Source organism: Rhodococcus aetherivorans (assembly GCF_011058165.1).
GTDB classification, from domain to species: Bacteria; Actinomycetota; Actinomycetes; order Mycobacteriales; family Mycobacteriaceae; genus Rhodococcus; species Rhodococcus aetherivorans.
This window is the reverse complement of sequence record NZ_JAALEG010000013.1, coordinates 26108-46710: the sequence shown is the minus strand read 5'-3', so window position 1 is coordinate 46710 and position 20603 is coordinate 26108. Positions and strand designations below refer to the sequence as shown.

The window sequence follows — 20603 nt, the reverse complement described above, 5'->3', positions numbered from 1 at the left end:
GGACCGCATGTCGACCTTCCGCGGGGGCGGGCTGCCCGGAAGGCGCCGCCCGACATGGGAAGACCCCCTGGATCGTCGATCCCGGGGGTCTCGTGCCAACCCCTACCACAGGAGGCGGCCCCAGCCTGCCACACGCCGGGGTGGCGCCGCCGGGCGGCCCGGCGGCGGATCAGGCGCGTGCGTTTCCGGCCTTCCATGTCGACCACGGGATGTTCCAGTCCCCGAGCCCCTCGGTGCCTTCGAGGATGCCGCCGACGGTGTTCTTCACGATCACGATGTCGCCGCGCTTGGTGTTGTCGAAGATCCACCTGGCGTTGGCCGGGCTCAGGTTGAGGCAGCCGTGGCTGACGTTGCGGGAACCCTGATCGCCGAGCGACCACGGCGCGGAGTGGAAGAAGATGCCGCTGTACGACATCCGCGTCGCCCAGTCCACCGGGGTCCGGTAGCCCTGCGGGGAGTCGACGGCTACGCCGTAGGTCGACGAGTCCATCACCAGATGCTCGAACCGGTCGCCGATCGTGTACACGCCGTTCGGGGTGGGCGTGCTGTCCTTGCCCATGGACGTGGGCATCGTCATCACGTCGACCCCGTTGCGGTTGACGGTGACCTGCTTGGTGTTGTCGTCGGCGGTGATGATCACCGCGTCGCCGACGGTGAAGGTCGAATGCACATCCGACTGCCCGAACAGACCGTCGCCGAGATCGCGGCCGTAGACCTTCACGTCCACCGTGACCGTCGTGCCCGGCGCCCAGTAGTTCTCGGGCCGCCACCGCACCTCGCGGTTGCTGAGCCAGTAGAACGCGCCCTCCACCGGCGGGTCGGTGACGACGGTGATGGCCTGCTCGACGGCGAGGCGATCAGGGATGTTCTCGTCGAACTGGATCGCGACGGGCTGGCCGATGCCGACGACCGAGCCCTCGCCCGGCATCACGTAGGGCTGGGTGAGGTTGCCGGGGGCGCTGGTGGCGAAGGAGGCGACGGTCGTGGTCGCTCCGCCGAGCCCGTACGCGACGGCCTCGAGCCGGTACTGCCGGCTGTAACCGAGGGGCTCGGTGTTGGCCCAGGTGGCTCCGTCCGGGCCGAGCGCCCCGGCGACGGGTTCCCCGTCCGGGTTGAGCAGCGTGACCGACTCGAGCTTGCCGTTGACCACCGAGACCGTCACGGGCTCGATGGGCGAGAAGCCGACTCCTCCGTCGACGACGCTCGCCGACACCGTGGGCTTGATGAGCGCGGCGAGCGGATTCGAATCGATCGGCACCTCCTCGGCCCCGCCGGCGCTGCTCGCACCGGAGCAGGCCGTGACGAAGGTCATGATGCCGACCAACACGGTCCCGAGCACCACCGCGACGGCGCGCCGATTCCGCCGTCGGCGCGGCGCCGCACTGTTCCCAACCACTCTCCACCCTCCGATTCCGGGCCTCCCCCGGGCCGCAAAAGTGCACGTCGATGCGTGTGCGCTCGATGATGCCAGCCCCGCTCGAGGCGGAGCCGTCGCGACGTCGACGACGCGAATAACGTTCGAATACCAATCGCCGCCGGACCCCTCGGCGTTACGTGTCGCTCCCACCGAAATGCGGCATGACCTGCCGATTTGGTGCGCTACTGGAAGGTGTGTAATCTTTCCTTCGTCGCCGGGACAACGGCCCGGAGACGCACCGCCAAGCGCCATTAGCTCAATTGGCAGAGCAGCTGACTCTTAATCAGCGGGTTCGGGGTTCGAGTCCCTGATGGCGCACAAGAAAGGCCAGACCTCCCCACGAGGTCTGGCCTTTTTCTTTACCCACGCCCTTGCCACCCCACCAGCCACCCCGCCTTCGACGCGGTCTCGAACACCGGCCGCGCCTCCGCGGGACCGCCCGGACTACGCCGAGTACCGGCGACGTTCCGTACCGCGGCCGAGGGAACCGTCGGCCACAGCGCTTCCCTCGCGAGGCGGGCGCATGGCCGGCGTGTGCGACGCGGCCTCGACCGCCGCCAGTTCGGCGAGTCGGCGGAGGTCGCCCTCCAGTGCCGCGCGCCGGTCTCGGTGCGCCTTGACCAGCCTCCAATAGACCCGGTCCAGGCCCGGTGCCACGTGGAGCACACGGTAGGTCTGGACGATCTTGGTGCCTCCGGGGACGGGTTCGAGGTCGATGCGCCATTCGGTGCTGTCCGCCCGGCCCAGGAGACCCGCCGTCCGCCACGCCAGCGTCCGCGGCGGCTCCACAACGGTGAATACGCACGACCGGCTCCACCGGAGGCCGCCGGAGCGGTTCCTGCCCCGGAACCGGATTCCCGGCGCTGCCGCTCGGGCGTTTCCGAGCAGGCGAGCTTCCCGGCATTCGTGACTCCACTCACCGACCCGGGTCACGTCGGTGATGATCTGCCACACCGCCTCCGCCGGGGCGCGGCTCACCGTCTCGGTCCTGCCGTGCCGCGCCAAGGTGCCCATCAGGATCGCCCCTCGAGAAGCGCAAGGTTGAGCGACGGCAGCTCGGCGGCGGGCCCGTGGCCCCACCGCAAGCTGGACTTGCGCCGGTAGGTGCGCGCGAAGCCGTGCAGCAGGATGAAGCGCGGCACGGCGGGGACCACGTGCATGATCAGCTCACGGTCGTCCTCGCCGAGCCCGTCGATGACCCAGTGGGCCTCCGCGCCGAGTTCCAGGAAGCTCTTGGGCCTGACGAAATACTCCTGTTCCACGTCGTGGTACTCGGCGGTGGTGAGGGTCGCGGCCACGACCGGCATCATCTCCAGCTCTTCACGCCGCAGATGGGGAAGGAGCACGTCGGTGAGCCCGGCCAGCGCTTCGAGCAGCGGTTGCCGAGCGTTCGCGTCGTCGCGGTAGGCCCGCGCTGCGTCTTCCAGGGCGGTGATCGCCGGTGCGATCCGCTGGTGGTCGGCGTCCATCTGGTCCAGCAGGGCGCCGGCGTCGGGGTTCTTCACCCGGATCAAGGGCCACAGCCCGACATCCTCGCCGGTGTGATGGATGTGCAGGAAGCGCATCATCCACAACACGTGCTCCGCCAGTCCGCGTCGACGCCGAGAGTCCGGGTACGGCTCGGTGGTGAGCACGATCCGGGTGCGTTCCAGGTCACGGCGAAGTGCGCTGTGCACTATTCCCATGCTGCGTGTGTCTGCGGGTCCATGGTCGGTAGTCATGGCCCATCACCTTCCACTCTCCAGGCCCAGGAGCCGGATGACGGCTCCGGTGAGCCAGTTCTCGTACTGCTCAGGGCTCCAGCCGGTGCTGCCGGTCAACAGCTCGTACACCTCCATGCTGAGCACGGCCCACAGCCCCTCGGCCTCGACCGGGCTCAGTTCACGGCCGGCCATCATCGCACCGCCGACCCGCACGTTCAGGCGCTGGCGCTCCCGTGCCTGTTCCAGCCATGTCGCGAGGTCCGGCTCCACGACGGCTGCCGCGCGCAGGGTGCGCTGCAGGCCGACGGTTCGTCGGTTGATGCCGGTCACCAGGGCGGCTGCCGCGGCGGCCCGATCCCGAGGGGCGCCCTGCGACAGGGCGGCGAACTCCGGCCGGTCCATCAGCGCCACCCGTTCGTCGTCCCCGACAACGGCGACGTCGAGCACCTGCATGAGGAGCCCCGCCTTGGAACCGAAGTGGGCATACACCGTTTCGACCGATGTGCCCGCCGAGCGCGCGACGTCTCGGACCGCGACCGACCACCCACCCTCGGAGAACAGAGTGGTGGCGGCGTCGAGGACGGCCCGCCGGTTCTGCTCGGCCTGGCGCCGGCGAAGGGTCGAGTCGTACCGCCGCGGCTTCTCCTCCACCGGGCCCACGTCGCGCGCTTCTGCGCTCATACTCCAACGGTAGAACCGTTCCGTTTTCAATACAAGTAGCTTCAGGCCAAATCTTTCGTGCACGCTGCCCGCACCGATCGGAGACCCCTACCGCGCCGGGGCGCCCGGCGTCCGTTGCCCGCCGGGAATGTTCTCCACGACCGGACCGGACGTCGAGTATGCCGATCCACCTTGCGATTTCGGTCCGACCACCAGCGAACCCCTCTAGCCTCGGAGGCGGATCACATCGACCGTCGAAGGAGTGTCGCCATGGGTCAGCTCGAGGACAAGGTCGCGTTCATCACCGGTGCCGCACGCGGACAGGGCCGCAGTCACGCCGTCCGGCTGGCCCAGGAGGGGGCCGACATCATCGCCGTCGACCTCTGCGCCCAGGTCGACACGGTGGGATACCCACTCGCGACCGCCGACGACCTCGCCGAGACCGTCCGGCAGGTCGAGGCGCTGGACCGGCGGATCATCGCCGGCCAGGCCGACGTCCGCGACAGCGCCGCCCTGAAATCGGCGGTCGACGAGGGCGTCGCCCAGCTCGGCCGGCTCGACATCGTCCTCGCGAACGCCGGCATCGCCAGCTTCGCGCCGGTCGAGGACCTGACGGACGAGATGTGGGACGACATGATCGATATCAATCTCACGGGGGTGTTCAAGACGGTGCGGGCAGCCGTGCCGCACCTGAAGGCCAACGACGACGGCGGCGCAATCGTGCTCACCAGTTCCACCGCCGGCATCAAGGGCCTGGCGAACCTTGCCCACTACGTCGCCGCCAAGCACGGAGTGGTGGGGTTGACGAAGACACTCGCCAACGAGCTCGCTCCCCACATGATCCGTGTGAACTCGGTGCATCCCACGGCAGTGAACACAGACATGATCCACAACGAGCAGACCTACTCGGTCTTCCTGCCGGACAAGAAGCCGTCGGAGATCACCCGCGAGGAAGCGGCCGAGTCGTTCAAGGCCATGAACGCCCTGCCGATCGAATGGGTCGAACCGGTCGACATCAGCAATGCGATCCTGTTCCTGGTCAGCGACGCGGGACGCTACGTCACCGGCGTGCAGCTGCCGATCGACGCGGGCTCGGTGATCAAGTAGCCGCCCCGGGCCCGTCGCTCGCGGGCGGAGCGTCGCCGAGGTGCCTGCGGAAGAAGGCGGCGATGCGGGCGCGCGCGTCGCGGGTGGCCGGCTCGTCGTAGCGGGCGGCCACGACCTTGGCGATGGTCCTGTCCACGATCGACAGATCACCGGGGTCGTGGTCGTTCATGAAGCCGTGCCCCACGTTCGGGTATCGCTCGATGTCGTGGTCGATGTTCGCGGCCGTCAGTACCGGTTCGAGCCGGTCGGGCACCTCGCGCACGCCGGGCCATCGGTCCTTCGTCCCGAAACTGCCGACGATCGGACACGCCCGCGGCAGGGCACGCTCGACTTCCTTCGTGAGGCCGCCGTAGTTGACGCTCGCCGCGGCGAAGTTGTGGTCGGACGCGACGGCGAGGGCGAAGCCGCCGCCCATGCAGAACCCGATCACGCCGATGCGGCCCGTGCAGTCCCGCCGGTCCGCGAGCCAGTTCCGCGCGGCGTCCAGGTCGCCGCGCGGCACCCAGCCCCGGAAGAGGGAGAACAGGCAGGTGGACCGCCTGGACCCGTGGAACAGGTCCGGCGCGACGGCAAGGAAGCCCTCGCCGGCGAGCCAGTCGGCCTGGGCGCGGATGTCGCGGCTCATGCCCAGCGCGTCGTGGATCACGACGACCCCGGGCCACGGACCGGGGCCTGCGGGCGTGGCGAGGTGGGCGGGCATCGGCCCGCGCTCCGTGGGGATGGTCACGTCCGTCACGGTGCGTCCCTCCTGCCGGTCAGCCCTCCACGATCACCGGGTCGCCGATCTTCACCCGGTCGAAGTACCACTGCGCGTTCTCGGTACTCAGGTTGATGCAGCCGTGGCTGACGTTCGCGTAGCCCTGCGAGTCCACCGACCACGGCGCCGCGTGCACGAAGATGCCACCCCAGGTGAGCCGCACGGCGTACTCGGTGTCGATGCGGTAACCCTCCGGCGAGTCGATCGGGACGCCGTAGGTGGACGAGTCCATGACGAGATCGCGGAACTTCTCCAGAACCGAGAAGGTGCCGACCGGGGTCTCGTAGCCGGGCTTGCCCATCGACGCCGGCATCGTCCGCACCACCTCGCCGTTGAGGATGACCGTGAACTGGTGCGTCGACCGGTTCGCGACGGCGACGAACTCGTCGCCGACCTGGAACTCGGTGCGCGCCCCGGCCACGGCGACGGTCACGGTGGTGTGCCCCGGCCAGAGGCGGTCGGGAACCCACTGCACGCGGCTGTCGTCGAGCCACGCGAAACGGCCGCTCACGGGCTTCGACGTGGTGATCTCGACGGCACGTTCGGCGGCGGCGCGGTCACCGACCGGTGCGCCGAACCGGACGGTCACGGGATGTCCCACCCCCACCACCGCGCCGTTCGCCGGCTCGAGCGCCGACGCGGGCAGCCTGGCCGGCGGCGCACCGCCGACGGTTCCCGCCGCGGCCGCGGCCCCCGAACCGAGCAGGGCCATGGCGGTCAGGATCGAGACGAGAAGAAGTCGTGCAACCCGCTGTGCGTTCGGCATGGCCGTCAGCCCCCTCGAAGATGGCGCGGTTGGCTCGTTACCAGTCAACCACGCCAAGATCGAACTCGGAACGGGTCCTTTGTCACTCCCCGGGCACGACCACGACGCCGGGAAACGACGAAGGGCACCGCGGTCCGGCGAACCGGACGACGGTGCCCCTTCGGATCAGCTGTCAGCGCAGCAGCTTGCGGAGCGCCAGGGCGCCGATGACGACACCGACCGCCGCGAGCGCGTACTTGACGTTGGGCTGGTTCACCTTCTCCATCACGGTCTGCTTGGCATGGGCCATCACGTTCTTCGGGCTGGCGCGCACACTCAATTCGTCGAGGGTGCTCGCAAGCTGGTTGCGGGCGTTCTCGATGTCCCGTTCGATGGCCTCGGTGTCCCTACCCACGTGATCCTCCAGTTGGTCGCTGCACTGTGCTGCGACCACGGTAGTGGACGCACGGGTCCGTTACCCTCTCGGAGGTGACGGAAAACAGCAGCAGGCTCGCCCCCGGCGATACGGCTCCCGAGTTCACCCTCCCCGACGCGGACGGCAACGAGGTGTCGCTGTCGGACTACCGCGGACGCAAGGTGATCGTGTACTTCTACCCCGCCGCGAGCACCCCCGGGTGCACCAAGCAGGCCTGCGATTTCCGCGACAGCCTCGCCGACCTGAACGGCGCCGGGCTCGCCGTCGTGGGCATCTCCCCCGACAAGCCGGCCAAGCTCGCGAAGTTCCGGGACGCCGAGCAGCTGACGTTTCCGTTGCTGTCGGATCCGGACAAGACCACGCTCACGGCGTGGGGGGCGTTCGGCGAGAAGAAGATGTACGGCAAGACCGTCACCGGAGTGATCCGTTCGACGTTCGTCGTCGACGAGGACGGCCGGATCGAGGTTGCGCAGTACAACGTGCGCGCCACCGGGCACGTCGCGAAGCTGCGCCGCGACCTGTCGGTCTGAGCGGCGGCTCACCGCGCGAGGGAGGCGAGCACCAGCGCCTCCGCGACGGCCATGTGCTCGAGCTCGGACGGGTCGACGCTCTCGTCGGGCCCGTGGATCCGGGCGCTCGGCTCCTCCACGCCGAGCAGCGCGATCTCCGCGTCCGGCAGCACCTGTTGCAGCACCGTGCACAGCGGGATCGATCCGCCCTGCCCGACCGTGCCGACCTCGCGTCCGTAGACGGCGCCGAGCGCGCTGCGCAGCGCGGCGTATCCCGGTCCGTCGGTCGCGGCCCGGAACGGTTCGCTCACGCCTTCCCGGTCGACCCGCACCCGCACGTTCCACGGGGCGTGGGCGTGCAGGTGGGCGACGAGGGCGTCCTGAGCGGTGGCCGGATCCATCCCCGGCGGGACGCGGAGGTTCAGCCGGGCCGACGCGCGGGGCACGACCGCAGCCGCCGATCCCACCACCGGTGGGGCGTCGATGCCGAGGATCGTCAGCGCGGGACGCGCCCACACGGCGTCGGCCACGGACCCGGCCGACAGCAGTGAGACCCCGTCGAGCACACCGGCGTCGGCGCGGAACACCTCCTCGGGATACGGTTCGCCGCTCCAGATTCCGGTGGGGTCGAGCCCGTCGATCACGGTGTCGCCGGCCTCGTCGCGCAGGCTCGACAGCAGGCGCACCAGCGCGGCGAGCGCGTCGGGGGCTGCGCCGCCGAACTGGCCCGAGTGGATCTCCCCGGCGAGGGCTTCGACGTGGACGACGACGTTCGCCAGGCCGCGCAGCGACGTCGTGAGGGTCGGCCGTCCCACCTCGGCGTTGCCGCAGTCCGCGACGAGCACCAGGTCGGCGGCGAACAGATCGGGCCGTTCGCGGGCCAGGTTCTCGAGCCCGCCGCCACCGGTTTCCTCCGAGCCGTCGCCGACGATCCGGATCCCGACGGGAAGCGGTCCCCGCTCCCGCAGCGCGCGCAGCGCGAGCAGGTGCATCACGAGATTGCCCTTGCAGTCCGCGGCGCCGCGCCCGTACCAGCGGCCGTCGCGTTCGGTGAGCGTGAACGGCGGAGTGTGCCAGAGCGATTCGTCGCCCGGGGGCTGCACGTCGTAGTGGCTGTAGAGGAGCACGGTCGGCGCTCCCGCCGGGGCCGGCGTGTGCCCGAGCACCGCGAGCGAGCCGTCCGACGTCTCGATCAGCGCGGTGTTGTCGACGCCGACCGCGGCGAACGCATCGCGCACCCATCGGGCGGCAGCGACGCATTCCTGGGCCGGGAACAGCCGCGGATCGGCCACCGACCGGAACGCCACCAGTTCCCCGAGGTCCCTGCGCGCCCCGGGCATCAGCCGGCGCACCCGCTCCCGCATGTCCGCGACGTCCACCGCGCCTCCCCGATCGTCGTGTCTCGTTTTCGCTACGGGTACCGCCCCTCGAGATCGAAGCATGCTCGCAGCGGCCGCGTCCGGCGTAGATTCCGCGATATCGAGGTTGCCATCGGGCGGAACGGTCCAGGAAGCGGGACCGGACGGCCCTCGAACGGAAGGCACAGCGATGCCACCCAGCCCGCAGAGCGCGCTCACGCCGTTCTATCGGCAGGTCCAGTCCCACTACGACCTCTCGGACGAGTTCTTCACGCTGTTCCTCGACCCGTCGATGACCTACAGCTGCGCGTATTTCGAGCGGGACGACATGACGCTCGAGCAGGCCCAGGCCGCGAAGGTCGATCTGTCGCTCGGCAAGTGCGACCTGCACCCGGGCATGACACTGCTCGACGTCGGATGCGGCTGGGGCTCGACGATGCTGCGCGCCGCCACGCACTACGACGTGAACACGATCGGGCTCACGCTCAGCCGCAACCAGTACGAGCACGTCCGCGACCTCGCAGCGGGGCTGCCCGGCCCCCGCACCGTGGACGTGCGGCTGCAGGGCTGGGAGGAGTTCGACGGGCGCGTGGACCGCATCGTGAGCATCGGCGCGTTCGAGCACTTCCGGAGCGAACGCTACGACCGGTTCTTCACCAAGTGCCACGACATGCTGCCCCCGGACGGCCGGATGCTGCTGCACACCATCGTGGGGCACCGCCTCGCGACGCTGCGCGAGCGGGGAATCCCGGTGACCCGGGAGAACGCGCTGTTCCACATCTTCATCAAGCGGGAGATCTTCCCCGGCGGGCAGTTGCCGCAGCCGGAGACGGTGGTCGACGGGGCGGAGCGGGCGGGGTTCCGGGTCGAACGCATCCAGGCCCTGGCGCCGCACTACGTCCGCACCCTCGAACACTGGGCCGCGGCGCTGTCGGCCCGCCGGGACGAGGCGGTCGCCCTGTCGTCGGAGGAGATGTACGAGCGCTTCATGAAGTACCTGAACGGTTCCGCCGAACACTTCCGCACGGGCCACATCGACGTCATGCAGTTCACACTCGTCAAGTGAGCGCCGGCGACCGCGGCGCCACCGGCGGTGTTAGCTGAGACTCGCCCTCACAGCTAAAAGTTCGGAATTCGGACAACCTCCGGTTAGCCTGGGCGCGTGGAGTCTGCAACGAAGCGCGGCCGCACCCCACGCCGTATCGATCCGGCGCTGGAGGTCCAGGCGGCGCCCCAGGAACTCGTGCCGCGCCGTCGCCCGACGCAGGAGCGCAGCCGGCGCAAGTTCGACGCGCTGCTCGCCGCGTCCCGCGAACTGCTCACCGAGGTCGGCTTCGAGTCGTTCACCTGCGAAGAGGTGGCTGCCCGTGCCGATGTCCCCATCGGAACCCTCTACCAGTTCTTCGCCAACAAGTACGTCATCGTGTGTGAACTGAACCGGCAGGACCTGGTGGGTGTGCAGGACGAGCTCGCCAAGTTCGACGGCGTGATCCCCTCCGTGGACTGGCTGCGGTTCCTCAACGCCTTCGTCGACCATCTCGCCGGGCTGTGGATGTCGGACCCCTCGCGGCGGGAGGTGTGGCTCGCGATGCAGTCCACCCCGTCGACCCGGGCGACCGGCGCGATCCACGAGAAGGAGTTCGCCGAGCAGATCGCGCGGATGCTGGCTCCGCTCATGCCCGACACCCCGCGCGAGCGTCGCACGCTGATGGCCGAGGTGCTCGTGCACGTCGTCTACTCGATGCTGAACTTCTCCGTGCAGGACGACCAGAGCCACGCCGACGCGGTCGTCGAGCTCAAGCGGCTGATGGGTGCGTATCTGATGGTGGCGGAGAAGGAGTCACGCACCAGCGCCAAGCGGCGCAGGCGCCGTGAGGCCGCCGCCCGGGCGGAGGAGACCGAGCGGCCGGTCCCGGAGGACGACGGCCAGGTGGAAACGCGTCAGGCGGAGGAGACGCACGCCTCCCCCGCCTGACGCGGAATTCTCCCGCAGACTCCTACGCCTGCGGGTCGTCCTCGAGCACGACGAACGCGCCCGCCATGTCTCCGTCGTGGGTGAGCGAGACGTGGATCCGCACCCCGGTCAGGTGCTCGGCCACGTCGCCGTGCAGCCGGATCCCGGGTCGGCCCCACGCGTCGGAGACCACCTCGATCTGCCGGTGCACGGTCTCCGGCAGCACCGGTGGGCTGCCGAACAGCGACGCCGACCACGCCTTGATCAGCGCCTCCTTCGCCGCCCACCGGGCGGCGAAGTGCCGGCCCGGACGGGAGCTGCGGGTGTTCGCGTCGCGACGCTCGCCCGGGGTGAAGTTCGAGAGCATCGCCGTGCCTGCCCGGCCCAGCTGTTCCTCGAACTCCGACACCGTGACCAGGTCGAACCCGATCCCCGCAACTCCCATCCGTCCCGTGACCCGCTCTCTGTGACCGTGCGGCCGGCGGCTACTTGCAGCCGGGCAGACCCGAACGGTACACGTCGCCGTCACCCAGTCGTGCCTCCGGCGAGAGCAGCACGTCGGCCTCGAGCTGGCGTGCCGCCTTGGCCGGCACCGAGTCCCCGCCGAAGCGACGGTCGGCGGGCCGCTGGTACAGGGCCGCACCCCCGGTCATCGCCTCCGCGAGGCGGCGCTTACCGGCGACGGCGCGGGCCTGAGCCTGCTCCACGTAGGCCTCCCGGCGCTCCGCCGGGATCGCCTCGACGAACGCCTGCGGGTGGACCACCGCGATCAGCCCCGACACGTGACCGAAACCGAGGCTGGTCAGCAGACCGGCCTTGAGCGCGTACCGCTCGCCGAAGCGCAGCGGGGTGCGCGGCCACACCAGGTGCTCGAACTCGGCCATCTTGTCGTCGACGCAGTCCAGGCTGCGGTTCGGCGGGACGACGCCCTGGCTGAGGACCTGGCACAGGCCGATCAGCTGGAACGCCGCCGCGCCGCCCTTGGCGTGACCGGTCAGCGACTTCTGCGACACCACGAACATCGGCGCGCCCTCGCTGCGGCCCAGCGACCCGGCCAGACGCTCGTGCAGCTCCGCCTCGTTCGGGTCGTTGGCCGCCGTGGAGGTGTCGTGCTTGGAGATCACCGCGATGTCGTCGGCGGTGACACCGAGCTTGCGCAGCTCCCGCGCCAGGCCCGACTCGAGCCCGCCGCGACCGGCGCCGAGGGCACCGATTCCCGGAGCCGGGATCGAGGTGTGCACGCCGTCGGCGAAGGACCCGGCCCACGCGACCACACCGAGGACGGGCAGGCCCATCTCCAGCGCCAGGTCGCCGCGGGCGAGCAGGACCGTGCCGCCACCGGCGGACTCGACGAAACCGCCGCGCCGGCGATCGTTGGCCCGGGAGAACCGGCGATCGCTGATGCCCTTGGCCGTCATGTCGTCCGACTTCGCGGTGGCCGACATGTCACCGAACCCGACGATGCCCTCGATGCCGAGGTCGTCGAAGCCGCCGGCGACGACCAGCTGCGCCTTGCCCAGCTTGATCTTGTCGACGCCCTCCTCGACCGACACCGCGGCCGTCGCGCACGCCGCCACCGGATGCACCATCGCGCCGTAGCCACCGACGTACGACTGCACCACGTGCGCGGCGATGACGTTCGGCAGGGCCTCCTGCAGGATGTCGTTCGCGCGGGACTCGCCGAGCAGCGTGTCGATGTACAGCGACCGCATCGAGGTCATGCCGCCCATGCCGGTGCCCTGGGTGTTCGCCACGTACGAGGGGTGCACCCAGCGCATCAGCTCCGACGGGGTGAAACCGCTGGAGAGGAACGCGTCGACCGTGGTCACGATGTTCCACAGGCCCACCCGGTCCACGGACTCGGCCATGTCGGCGGGGATGCCCCACTTGGTGACGTCGAACCCGGTCGGGATCTGGCCGCCGACCGTGCGGGTCAGGTTCATCTTGCGGGGCACCCGGATCTCGGTGCCGGCCTTGCGGGTGACGGTCCAGTCACCGCTGTCCGGAACCGAGTGCGCGACGGTGTTCTCCGGGTCGGCGTCGACGAACGCGCGGGCCTCGGCCTCGGAACCCACCACGAACGACAGGTCCTTGTCCAGGAACACCGAGGTCAGCAGCGGCGCCGCGTTGTCGACCATCGCGCCGTCGTCGGCGTAGCGGCGGATGCCGCAGCGCTCGACCACCGCGTCGTGGTACCGGTCGGCGATCTCCGCCTCGGGCACCAGCTCGCCGGTCTCCGCGTCGTACCAGCCCGGCTTGGGATCGTTCTCCCACGCCACCAGGCCGGTGGCCCACGCCAGCTCGAGCACACCGGCGGCCGACAGCTCCTCGTCGACCTCCATCTCGAAGCGGGTACGGGCCGACCCGTAGGGGCCGAGCTCGCCGGCGCCGACGATGACCACCAGATCGGCGGGGTCGACGTCGAGCGTGTTCCACTCCGGTGCCGGCAGCGTCGCGTCCAGGCGCGGCGGTGCGGGCAGCGCCGCGATCGTCGCGTGCTCGGGCTCCGCCGCGGCGTCCTTCGCGGCCTCGGCCTCCTCCTGCGCCTGCTTGGCCAGGGCCGGCAGGTCGATGTCGGCCTCCGACAGACCCCCGGTCAGGTCCGCCACCAGCGGCTCGACCGCGGCGGCCTCCTTGGAGCCGGCGGTGACGAGCTTCAGCAGCTCGACGGCCATCTCGTCGGTCGACCAGGTCCGCACACCGGCGGCCTCGGCGGCCTCCACCAGCGGATCGTTGCCGCCCATCAGGCCGGTGCCGCGCACCCACCCGATGAGGGCGTGGGCGAGGGTGACCCGCTCGGCCCAGATGCGCTCGGCGTGCCAGCGGTTGACGATCGCGTCGAGCGCGGCCTTCGCCTCGCCGTAGGCGCCGTCGCCACCGAACTTGCCGCGGTTCGGCGAACCCGGCAGCACGACGTGCAGGTGGGTGTCCACGTCACGGTCGGAGCCGATGTCGGCCAGGCCCGCGATCAGGCGCTCCACCGACCACAGCAGGACCCGCATCTCCATCTCGGCGCGGGCACCGGCGTCGGCCATCGACCCGGACACGCGCGGCGCGGCGAACGGGAACAGCAGCGTCGGAGTCAGGGCCTCCTTGATCAGCTTCTTGGCGCCGCCCGCGGTCTCCACGGTTTCGGTGCCGAGCCACGTCACCAGGGCGTCGACGTCGGCGTAGGACGCCATGTTGGCCGGGACCACCCACAGCGCCGCACCGGAGCGTGCGTTGCGCGCATACAGCTCCTTGTAGAAGCCGAGGCGGCTGTCGTTCAGGCTCGACGTGGTGACCACGACCGTGGCGCCGCCGGCGAGCAGCTTCGCCGCGACCGCGGCCGCGATCCCGCCCTTGCTGGCGCCGGTGACCACGGCGACCTCGCCCGCGTACTCGGCGTCGCCGGTCTGCCGGGCGGCCGTCGCGACGGCGTCGAAGACCTGCGCGAGCTCCGTGCGGCCGGCCTCGGTGGCCTTGCCCGCCCAGAACGCGGCGTGCGCGGCGACCGTGGCACCCGCACCGGCGAACCGCTCCGCGCCGATCTCGGCACCGAGCCAGATGCGAGCCAGGTCCTCGCGGGCCGTCGCCCACCGGTCGTCGATCAGCACGGCCTTGCGGGCGTCGAACGCCGGTGCGACCAGCCGCGGCCAGTCAGAGCCGAGCTCCGCCGAGACCAGGTCGACCAGCTCGGTGTCCGCCTTGTCCGCGAGGTCCGAGGCCGCGTCGGCCAGGCCCAGCTCGGACAGGATCAGGCGGGCGGTCTTGGCGAGCACACCGTTCGAGCCGGTGATGCCCTCGGCGAACTCGCCGAGCGCGGCAGCGTCGACGGTGGCACCGCCACCGCCACCGGCGGACGGCATCGACACCGCGACACCGCGGCGGCCGGCGACCGACTGCACGGCCGCGTCGATCAGCTTGTCGACGGCGGCACCGTCGGACAGCGCGCCGTCGGAAAGGCCCCCGAGCGCACCGCCGCGGACGGACGAACCGTCCCGGCTGCCCAGCGCGACCTCCGCGGTCACGTGCGACGCCCAGCCCTCGCCGAGACCCCACACCTTGGTGACCCGGTCGGCGACGTAGGCGGGACGCTTGCCCGACGGGCCGAACACCTTGCGCAGGTGGTCGTTGATCGAGTCCGACAGCACCGGACCGAAGGGCCGGTAGGTGCGGGCCAGGCGATCGACCGTGCCGGCGAGCGCGCCCATGTCGGCGTCGGCCGCACCGTCGATGGCACCGAGCGACAGCTCCGAGCCGAGGTCGACGAGCAGCTGGTTGCGCCGCGAGGACACGCCGTCGCACAGCGCCTCGATCGTGTCGGCGGGACCGATCTGATCCGGGCGCAGCTTCGTCCACAGGGCGATGAGCACCTTCGTGGCGTCGGCGGCCTTGAACGCGATGTCGTCCGGACGCGGACCACCCGCCGGAGCTGCGGGCGCGGCGGCCGGAGCGGCGGCCGCGGCCGGAGCGGCAGCGGAAGCGTCGGCCGAGGCCGGCTCGTCGTCCTCCACCGGCGCCGGATCGACGTCCGTGGAGTACACGATCGAGGCCTCGCGCTCGATGTTGAGCACCTCGACCGGCTGCCCGAAGCGGCCCGGCAGCTTCAGCGTCTGCGACGCCAGGTTCGCCACCGTGGGGGCGGCGCCGAGGCCGACCTCGACGAACCGCTCGACACCCAGGCCACCGTCGGCCTCGTCGGCGAACAGCAGATCCTGCGTCTCGATCCAGCGGACCGGGGACGCGAACTGCCACGCGAGGAGCTCGGCGAGCACCACGCGGCACAGCTTCGAGGGGTCGGCCGCCCAGGTGTCGAAGTCCGCGAGGACCTCAGCCAGCGGCTCCGACGGCACCAGGTCCGCGATCTCCTGGACGAACTCCCGGCCCAGGTTGAACGGCTTGGGCACCAGGTTCGGGATGTAGCGGCCGATGAGGATGTCGGGATCGATCTGCTCGGGCAGCAGGTTCAGCAGGCGCTCCCGGAAGTCGTCCACGCCGCCGCGCAGGACGGTCGAGTGGAACGGCACGTCGATGCCCGGGACCAGGATGAACGCACGCTTGCCCCCGAACTCGGCGACCTTGCGCTCGATCACGGACTCGAGGGCCTCGAGACCGGCGACCGTACCGGCAATCGCGTACTGCGAGCCGCGCAGGTTCAGGTTGACGATCTGCAGGAACTCCGCGGTCTCCTCGGCGACCCCGGCGACGAACGCCTCGAGATCGGCGTCGGCGACACCGAACTGCGACGGCCGGATCGCGGCCATGCGGTAGTTCGAACGGCCCTGCTCGTCGCGCGGCACGAGGGCGTGCATCGCCGACCCGCGGCTGAACACCACCTCGAGCACCGCCTCGAGCGGCAGCACCCCGGCGACCGCGGCGAGCGCGTTGTACTCGCCCACCGAGTGACCGGCCAGGAGCGCACCCTCGACGAAGGCGCCGGCCTCACGCAGTTCCGCGATCTGGGCGACACCCAGGGTCGCCATCGCGACCTGCGTGAACTGGGTCAGGTGCAGCACGCCGTCCGGGTGCTTGTGGGTGACGCCGCGGGCCTTGAGCACGGTCGGGTTGTCGCGCACCACGGCAAGGATGGAGAAGCCCAGGGCCTTGCGGGTGTGCTTGTCGGCGCGATCCCAGATCTCCCGGGCGGCCTTCGAGCGGGCGCGGGCGTCCAGGCCCATGCCGGGCCGCTGGATGCCCTGGCCGGGGAACGCGTACACCGTGCGCGGGGCGGCGGTGCGGCCGGTGGCGACCATCACCAGGTCGCCGTCCACGCGGCAGCTCACCTCGACGATCTCGGCGCCACGGTCGGTCGCGATGCGGTCGACGCGCACGTCGATCTGCGCACCCGGACGCACCATGCCGAGGAACCGGGCGGTCCACGCCGTCAGGCGGCGGGCCGGCAGCTTGGCGTCGGCCTCGAGGGCGGTGACGACCTGCTGGGCGGCGGCGGACAGCCACATGCCGTGCACGATCGGGGTGCCCAGGCCGGCCAGGAGGGCGGCGTTGTCCGAGGTGTGGATCGGGTTGTGGTCGCCCGACACCCGCGCGAAGGCGCTCATGTCGATCGGGGCGACGATCACGGCGTCGCGGCGGCGGCGACGCGGGGTCTCCACCGCGTCCTCGCTCACGGCACCGCCGGCACGGACCGGATCGGCCAGCTCGGCCTTGCCGGTGCGGCCACGGATCGCGAACCGCTCGATCAGGGTGGCGACCGTGGTGTCACCCGAGCCGTTGCCGTTGTCGGCGGTGATCTCGACGTGCACCTCGACGACCCGGCCGAGGTCGGTGTCGGCCACGTCCCGTGCCTCGGCCTTGACGCCCAGGATCGACGGATCGGTCGGCAGACCGTCCTTCACGTCGACGGCGTGGTCGAGATGGACCAGGTCGAGCATGCCCTCGATCACCGACAGGCTGTCGTCGGTCTGCGCGGCGCCGAGCGCGGCGAACACCGCCGGCCAGCACGCGCCGACCAGGACGTCGGGCACACCGTGGCCGCTCGGGGTCAGGTTCAGCGGCAGTCCCGAACCGGTGACACCGGCGTGGTCGGCGATCTTCTCCGGCAGCCAGCCGAGGGTGATGCGGGCCGCGCCCTTCTTCACCGCGGGCAGCTCCTGCCCCGCGGCGACACCGAGCAGCGCCGACATCGACGCCGACGCGTCGTCCGCGGTGACGACCGGGGCGCCACCGGTGTGCACGGTGGCGGGCACCGTGAGGCGGATCTCGACGGTCTTGTCGCCGGCGAGCGGCACCGTCAGGCCCACGTGCTCGGCGTCGAGAACGCTCAGCGTGGCGCCCGTCGCGCCGTGCACGGCGGCGGTGTCGGACTCGACGGACCACTCGTCCAGGTCACCGAGGCGGTGCACCGGGTTGACGGTCTGCCGGCCGGCCCAGTTGACGTCCGGAGCCGACAGCACGGCGTCGAGCAGGCCGGCCGCGAGGTCCTGGTGGCGGCGGGCCGCGATCTGCACCGGCTCGATGCCGGCCGCGATCAGCTCGTCGACCGCGGCCTTCTCGAAGCGGTCGAGCAGCTCACCGACGGGCTCGTCGGCGCGGGTGATGCCCGCGACGGCGACGGTGCCCGGGATGATGCAGACCTGATCGGCGCTGTAGCGCGGATCGTGGGCCTGCCACAGGGAGTCGGACCGCCACCAGCGACGCACGTCCTGGTCGACGACCGGGACGAAGTTCACCGGCTTGCCCGGGGTGCGGCACAGCGAGACGAAGAACGGAACGTCGGCCGGGTGCAGGACCACCGAGTCGGCGTCCGGGAACTGCTCGGTCAGCGCGGCCAGCGCCGCGTACGGCCGGTCGAGGGCCGCGTCGTCGGCGAACAGCGTCGGGATCGGGCCACGGTCGGCCGGGTGCAGGCGGGACTCGGCGCGCTGCAGCATCTCGTGGAAGCGCTCACGCCAGGTGACGTCGATCCACGGGTTCTCGGCCGCGTCGGCCACCTCCTGCGAGCCGACGGCCAGCTCCAGGTAGCGGGCGAGCCACTGCCCGTAGGTCATCTCGGCGACGTCGCCGAAGTACGGCTTCGCGGTGACGTCGAGCGCGGCGATGATCTCGTCGCGGCGCGCGGCCACGGCCTCGGCGTCGCCCGCGACCTCGTCGAGCAGGCGGCCCGTGCGGGACGCGGCGTTGTCGATCTCGTGGATGTCCGCGCCCAGCTGGCTACGGCCGGAGGCCATGCCGCCGGAGGCGGTGCCGGCGCCGACCCAGTCGGGGGTGCCGGGGGTCTCGACGAGCATCCGCTTGACCTCGGGCGACGTGGTCGCCTCGAGCGTCGCCATCGCCGCGGTGCCGACGAGGATGCCGTCGAGCGGCATCGCCGGGAAGCCGTGGGCGGTGGACCAGCGGCCGGTCAGGTAGTCGGCGGCCCGCTCGGGGGTGCCGATGCCACCACCGACGCACAGCACCAGGTTGGAGCGGGTGCGCAGCTCGGCGTAGGTGGCGAGCAGCAGATCGTCGAGGTCCTCCCACGAGTGGTGGCCACCGGCGCGGCCGCCCTCGATGTGGACGATGACCGGGTAGTTCGGCACCTCGTTCGCGATGCGGATCACCGAGCGGATCTGCGCCACGGTGCCCGGCTTGAAGGCGACGTAGCTGATGCCGGCCTCGGTCAGCTCCTCGATGATCGAGACGGCTTCCTCGAGCTCGGGGATGCCGGCGGTGACGACCACGCCGTCGAACGGCGCGCCCGCGGCGCGGGCCCGCGGCACCAGCCGCTTGCCACCCACGTGCAGCTTCCACAGGTACGGGTCGAGGAACATCGAGTTGAACTGCACGGCGCGGCCCGGCTCGAGCAGCCCCTTCAGCTCCTCGACGTGGTCGGCGAAGATCTGCTCGGTGACCTGGCCGCCGCCGGCGAGCTCGGCCCAGTGGCCGGCGTTGGCTGCCGCGGCGACGATCTTCGGATCGACGGTGGTCGGCGTCATGCCGGCCAGCAGGATCGGGGAGCGGCCGGTCAGGCGCGTGAACGCCGTCTCGACGCCCTGGCGGCCGTCGGGCAGGGTGACCGGCTTCGGCGCGAACGCGGACCACGGCTGCGGCACCTCGGGCTCCGCGCCCGGGGTCAGCAGGTTGCGCTGACCGCCGCGGGTGGCGGCCGCGATGATGCCCACACCCTGGCCACGCAGGCCCGAGCTGGTCATACGGGTCAGCAGCTCACCGGGACCCATGTCCAGGATCCACGAGGCGCCGGCCGCGACGGCGTCGTCGACGAGGGCGACCCAGTCGACCGGGTCGACGAGCACTTCCTGCGCCAGCGAGCGGGCGAGGTCCGCGTCCAGGCCGCAGCGGGCGGCCCAGTCGGCGACCTGCTCGACCGCGTCGGCGAGAGCGGGGTGGTGGAAACCGATCTCGGCGGAGACCGGCTCGAAGGTCGGGGCGAACACGGCACCGCCGCGCTTCTTCGCCTCACGCTCGCGGGTCTCCGCGGCGGAAATCTCCTCGCAGCGCTGCTGCACGCGAGCCAGGGCGGCAGGCGGGCCGGACAGCACGACGCGGCGGCGGGCGTTGCGGATGGCGACGACCGCGGAGCGCTGCGGGTCCTGGTCGGCGAAGACCTCGGCGACGACGGCGCGCAGGCGCTCGGGGTCGACGTTCGCGACCGCGAGCATCGGGAAGCGCTCGGCGCCGGCGATGATGCCGCGGCGACGGCCGACGAGGGTGGCGGCGGCACCGATGAGCTGGGCGATCGCGAGGATCTGCCCGTCCTTGGCGCCGGCGGCCTCGGTGGCCGCGACGGCCAGCACGCCCTGCGAGTGGCCGATCACGGCGGCCGGGGCCTGGGCGGTCACGTCGAGGCCCTGGTTCGCCAGCGCGCGCAGCGCGGCCACCTGGGTCAGGAACACGCCGGGCAGCGAGACCGCGGCGGAAGTCAGCGTGGACTCGGAGGGGCCGGAGACGGGCGTCTCGTCCTCGTCGGCGACCTCCTGCTCGAGCATCCAGGCGATGGGGTCGAAGCCGCTCGGGCGCACGACGACGAGGTCGTGTGCGACGGGCGCGAGCAGCGCGGTGGCCTCGTTGACCAGTTCGGTCAGGACCGGCTCGAGCCCGTTGTCGCGGCTGAGTTCTTCGAGGGAGCTGAGCCAGGGAGCGCCCTGGCCACCGAAGGCGAGTGCGTAGGGCTCCCCGGCGAGGAGCTTGTCGACCAGCGCGCCCTTACGGGAAGCGGGGGCGTTGCCCCGGTCACTGGCGCGTCGTGATGCCTTCGAGTTCCGTCCGTTGTCGGCTGGTGTGGTCTCGTCGATCGTCACGCGTGTAGTTCCTCTCCTGAACACCGCAAGGGCGTGGTCTCGTGGCCGCCCGCGCCGCCGTTGGCGTTCTGATGGGCTCTGATCTGCTCGTTCGGGCTACCCAAGAGTGACACAAAATCATGAGGGGTTCCTCATGTTTTGTTCCGCGCTGGTTACCTCCCCCGAAGGGGCACGTGAGATCACTCACAGCAGGTCGGAGAAGTAACCGGTTGGTAGG

General features: G+C 71.1%; 14 protein-coding genes and 1 tRNA gene. 5 read left to right on the top strand and 10 right to left on the bottom strand.

The genetic code is table 11. The annotated features are described in order from the left end of the window. Positions 1-169: 169 nt before the first annotated feature. Entirely contained in the window at positions 170-1312 is a 1143-nt protein-coding gene (locus tag G6039_RS08085) for a L,D-transpeptidase (protein WP_050036335.1), read from the bottom strand. 350 nt (positions 1313-1662) lie between these two features. Between G6039_RS08085 and G6039_RS08080 the strand changes: the two genes are divergently transcribed. Further along, a tRNA-Lys gene (locus tag G6039_RS08080) sits at positions 1663-1735 on the top strand. 126 nt (positions 1736-1861) lie between these two features. Here G6039_RS08080 and G6039_RS08075 read toward each other — a convergent pair. Genes G6039_RS08075 through G6039_RS08065 form a run of 3 tightly spaced genes read right to left on the bottom strand, consistent with a single transcriptional unit; the run spans position 1862 to position 3801 of the window. Continuing rightward, the gene (locus tag G6039_RS08075; RefSeq protein WP_043798999.1) at positions 1862-2431 is read right to left on the bottom strand and encodes an SRPBCC family protein; all 570 of its coding nucleotides are present in this window, start codon (positions 2429-2431) and stop codon (positions 1862-1864) included. After that, complete coding sequence (locus G6039_RS08070; protein ID WP_235194052.1) at positions 2431-3102, bottom strand: hemerythrin domain-containing protein; 672 nt, start codon at positions 3100-3102, stop codon at positions 2431-2433. The genes G6039_RS08075 and G6039_RS08070 overlap by 1 nt, the downstream gene beginning before the upstream one ends. Before the next feature lie 42 nt (positions 3103-3144). Next, positions 3145-3801, bottom strand: coding sequence for a TetR/AcrR family transcriptional regulator (locus tag G6039_RS08065; protein ID WP_206530814.1), 657 nt, complete (start codon positions 3799-3801; stop codon positions 3145-3147). Between the two features lie 249 nt (positions 3802-4050). On the opposite strand from G6039_RS08065, the gene G6039_RS08060 reads away from it, so the two are divergent. After that, positions 4051-4887, top strand: coding sequence for a mycofactocin-coupled SDR family oxidoreductase (locus tag G6039_RS08060; RefSeq protein WP_043799003.1), 837 nt, complete (start codon positions 4051-4053; stop codon positions 4885-4887). On the opposite strand, the gene G6039_RS08055 is transcribed toward G6039_RS08060, so the two are convergent. From G6039_RS08055 to G6039_RS08045, 3 genes are all read right to left on the bottom strand, one after another. Beyond that, complete coding sequence (locus tag G6039_RS08055; RefSeq protein ID WP_235194051.1) at positions 4880-5614, bottom strand: dienelactone hydrolase family protein; 735 nt, start codon at positions 5612-5614, stop codon at positions 4880-4882. The genes G6039_RS08060 and G6039_RS08055 overlap by 8 nt on opposite strands. A gap of 28 nt (positions 5615-5642) precedes the next feature. Beyond that, entirely contained in the window at positions 5643-6410 is a 768-nt protein-coding gene (locus G6039_RS08050; protein ID WP_006937568.1) for a L,D-transpeptidase, read from the bottom strand. 172 nt (positions 6411-6582) lie between these two features. After that, complete coding sequence (locus G6039_RS08045) at positions 6583-6804, bottom strand: DUF3618 domain-containing protein (protein ID WP_006937565.1); 222 nt, start codon at positions 6802-6804, stop codon at positions 6583-6585. A gap of 74 nt (positions 6805-6878) precedes the next feature. Here G6039_RS08045 and bcp point away from each other — a divergent pair, with 74 nt between their 5' ends. Then, complete coding sequence (gene bcp / locus G6039_RS08040) at positions 6879-7355, top strand: thioredoxin-dependent thiol peroxidase (protein ID WP_006937563.1); 477 nt, start codon at positions 6879-6881, stop codon at positions 7353-7355. 8 nt (positions 7356-7363) lie between these two features. On the opposite strand, the gene G6039_RS08035 is transcribed toward bcp, so the two are convergent. Further along, positions 7364-8698 (bottom strand): dipeptidase, encoded by a 1335-nt coding sequence (locus G6039_RS08035; RefSeq protein WP_043799031.1) that lies wholly within the window; start codon positions 8696-8698, stop codon positions 7364-7366. 184 nt (positions 8699-8882) lie between these two features. Between G6039_RS08035 and G6039_RS08030 the strand changes: the two genes are divergently transcribed. Both G6039_RS08030 and G6039_RS08025 read left to right on the top strand, forming a co-directional pair. Next, complete coding sequence (locus tag G6039_RS08030) at positions 8883-9758, top strand: cyclopropane mycolic acid synthase family methyltransferase (protein ID WP_006937561.1); 876 nt, start codon at positions 8883-8885, stop codon at positions 9756-9758. Between the two features lie 135 nt (positions 9759-9893). Beyond that, positions 9894-10667, top strand: coding sequence for a TetR/AcrR family transcriptional regulator (locus G6039_RS08025; RefSeq protein WP_373566480.1), 774 nt, complete (start codon positions 9894-9896; stop codon positions 10665-10667). Positions 10668-10689: 22 nt separating this feature from the next. Here G6039_RS08025 and acpS read toward each other — a convergent pair whose 3' ends face one another. Together acpS and G6039_RS08015 are read right to left on the bottom strand one after the other, a co-directional pair. Then, a complete protein-coding gene (acpS, locus tag G6039_RS08020) occupies positions 10690-11091 on the bottom strand; it encodes a holo-ACP synthase AcpS (RefSeq protein ID WP_006937559.1) in 402 nt (133 codons plus the stop codon). A 40-nt stretch (positions 11092-11131) separates the two neighbouring features. Then, the gene (locus tag G6039_RS08015; RefSeq protein WP_043799007.1) at positions 11132-20386 is read right to left on the bottom strand and encodes a type I polyketide synthase; all 9255 of its coding nucleotides are present in this window, start codon (positions 20384-20386) and stop codon (positions 11132-11134) included. Positions 20387-20603: the final 217 nt, after the last annotated feature.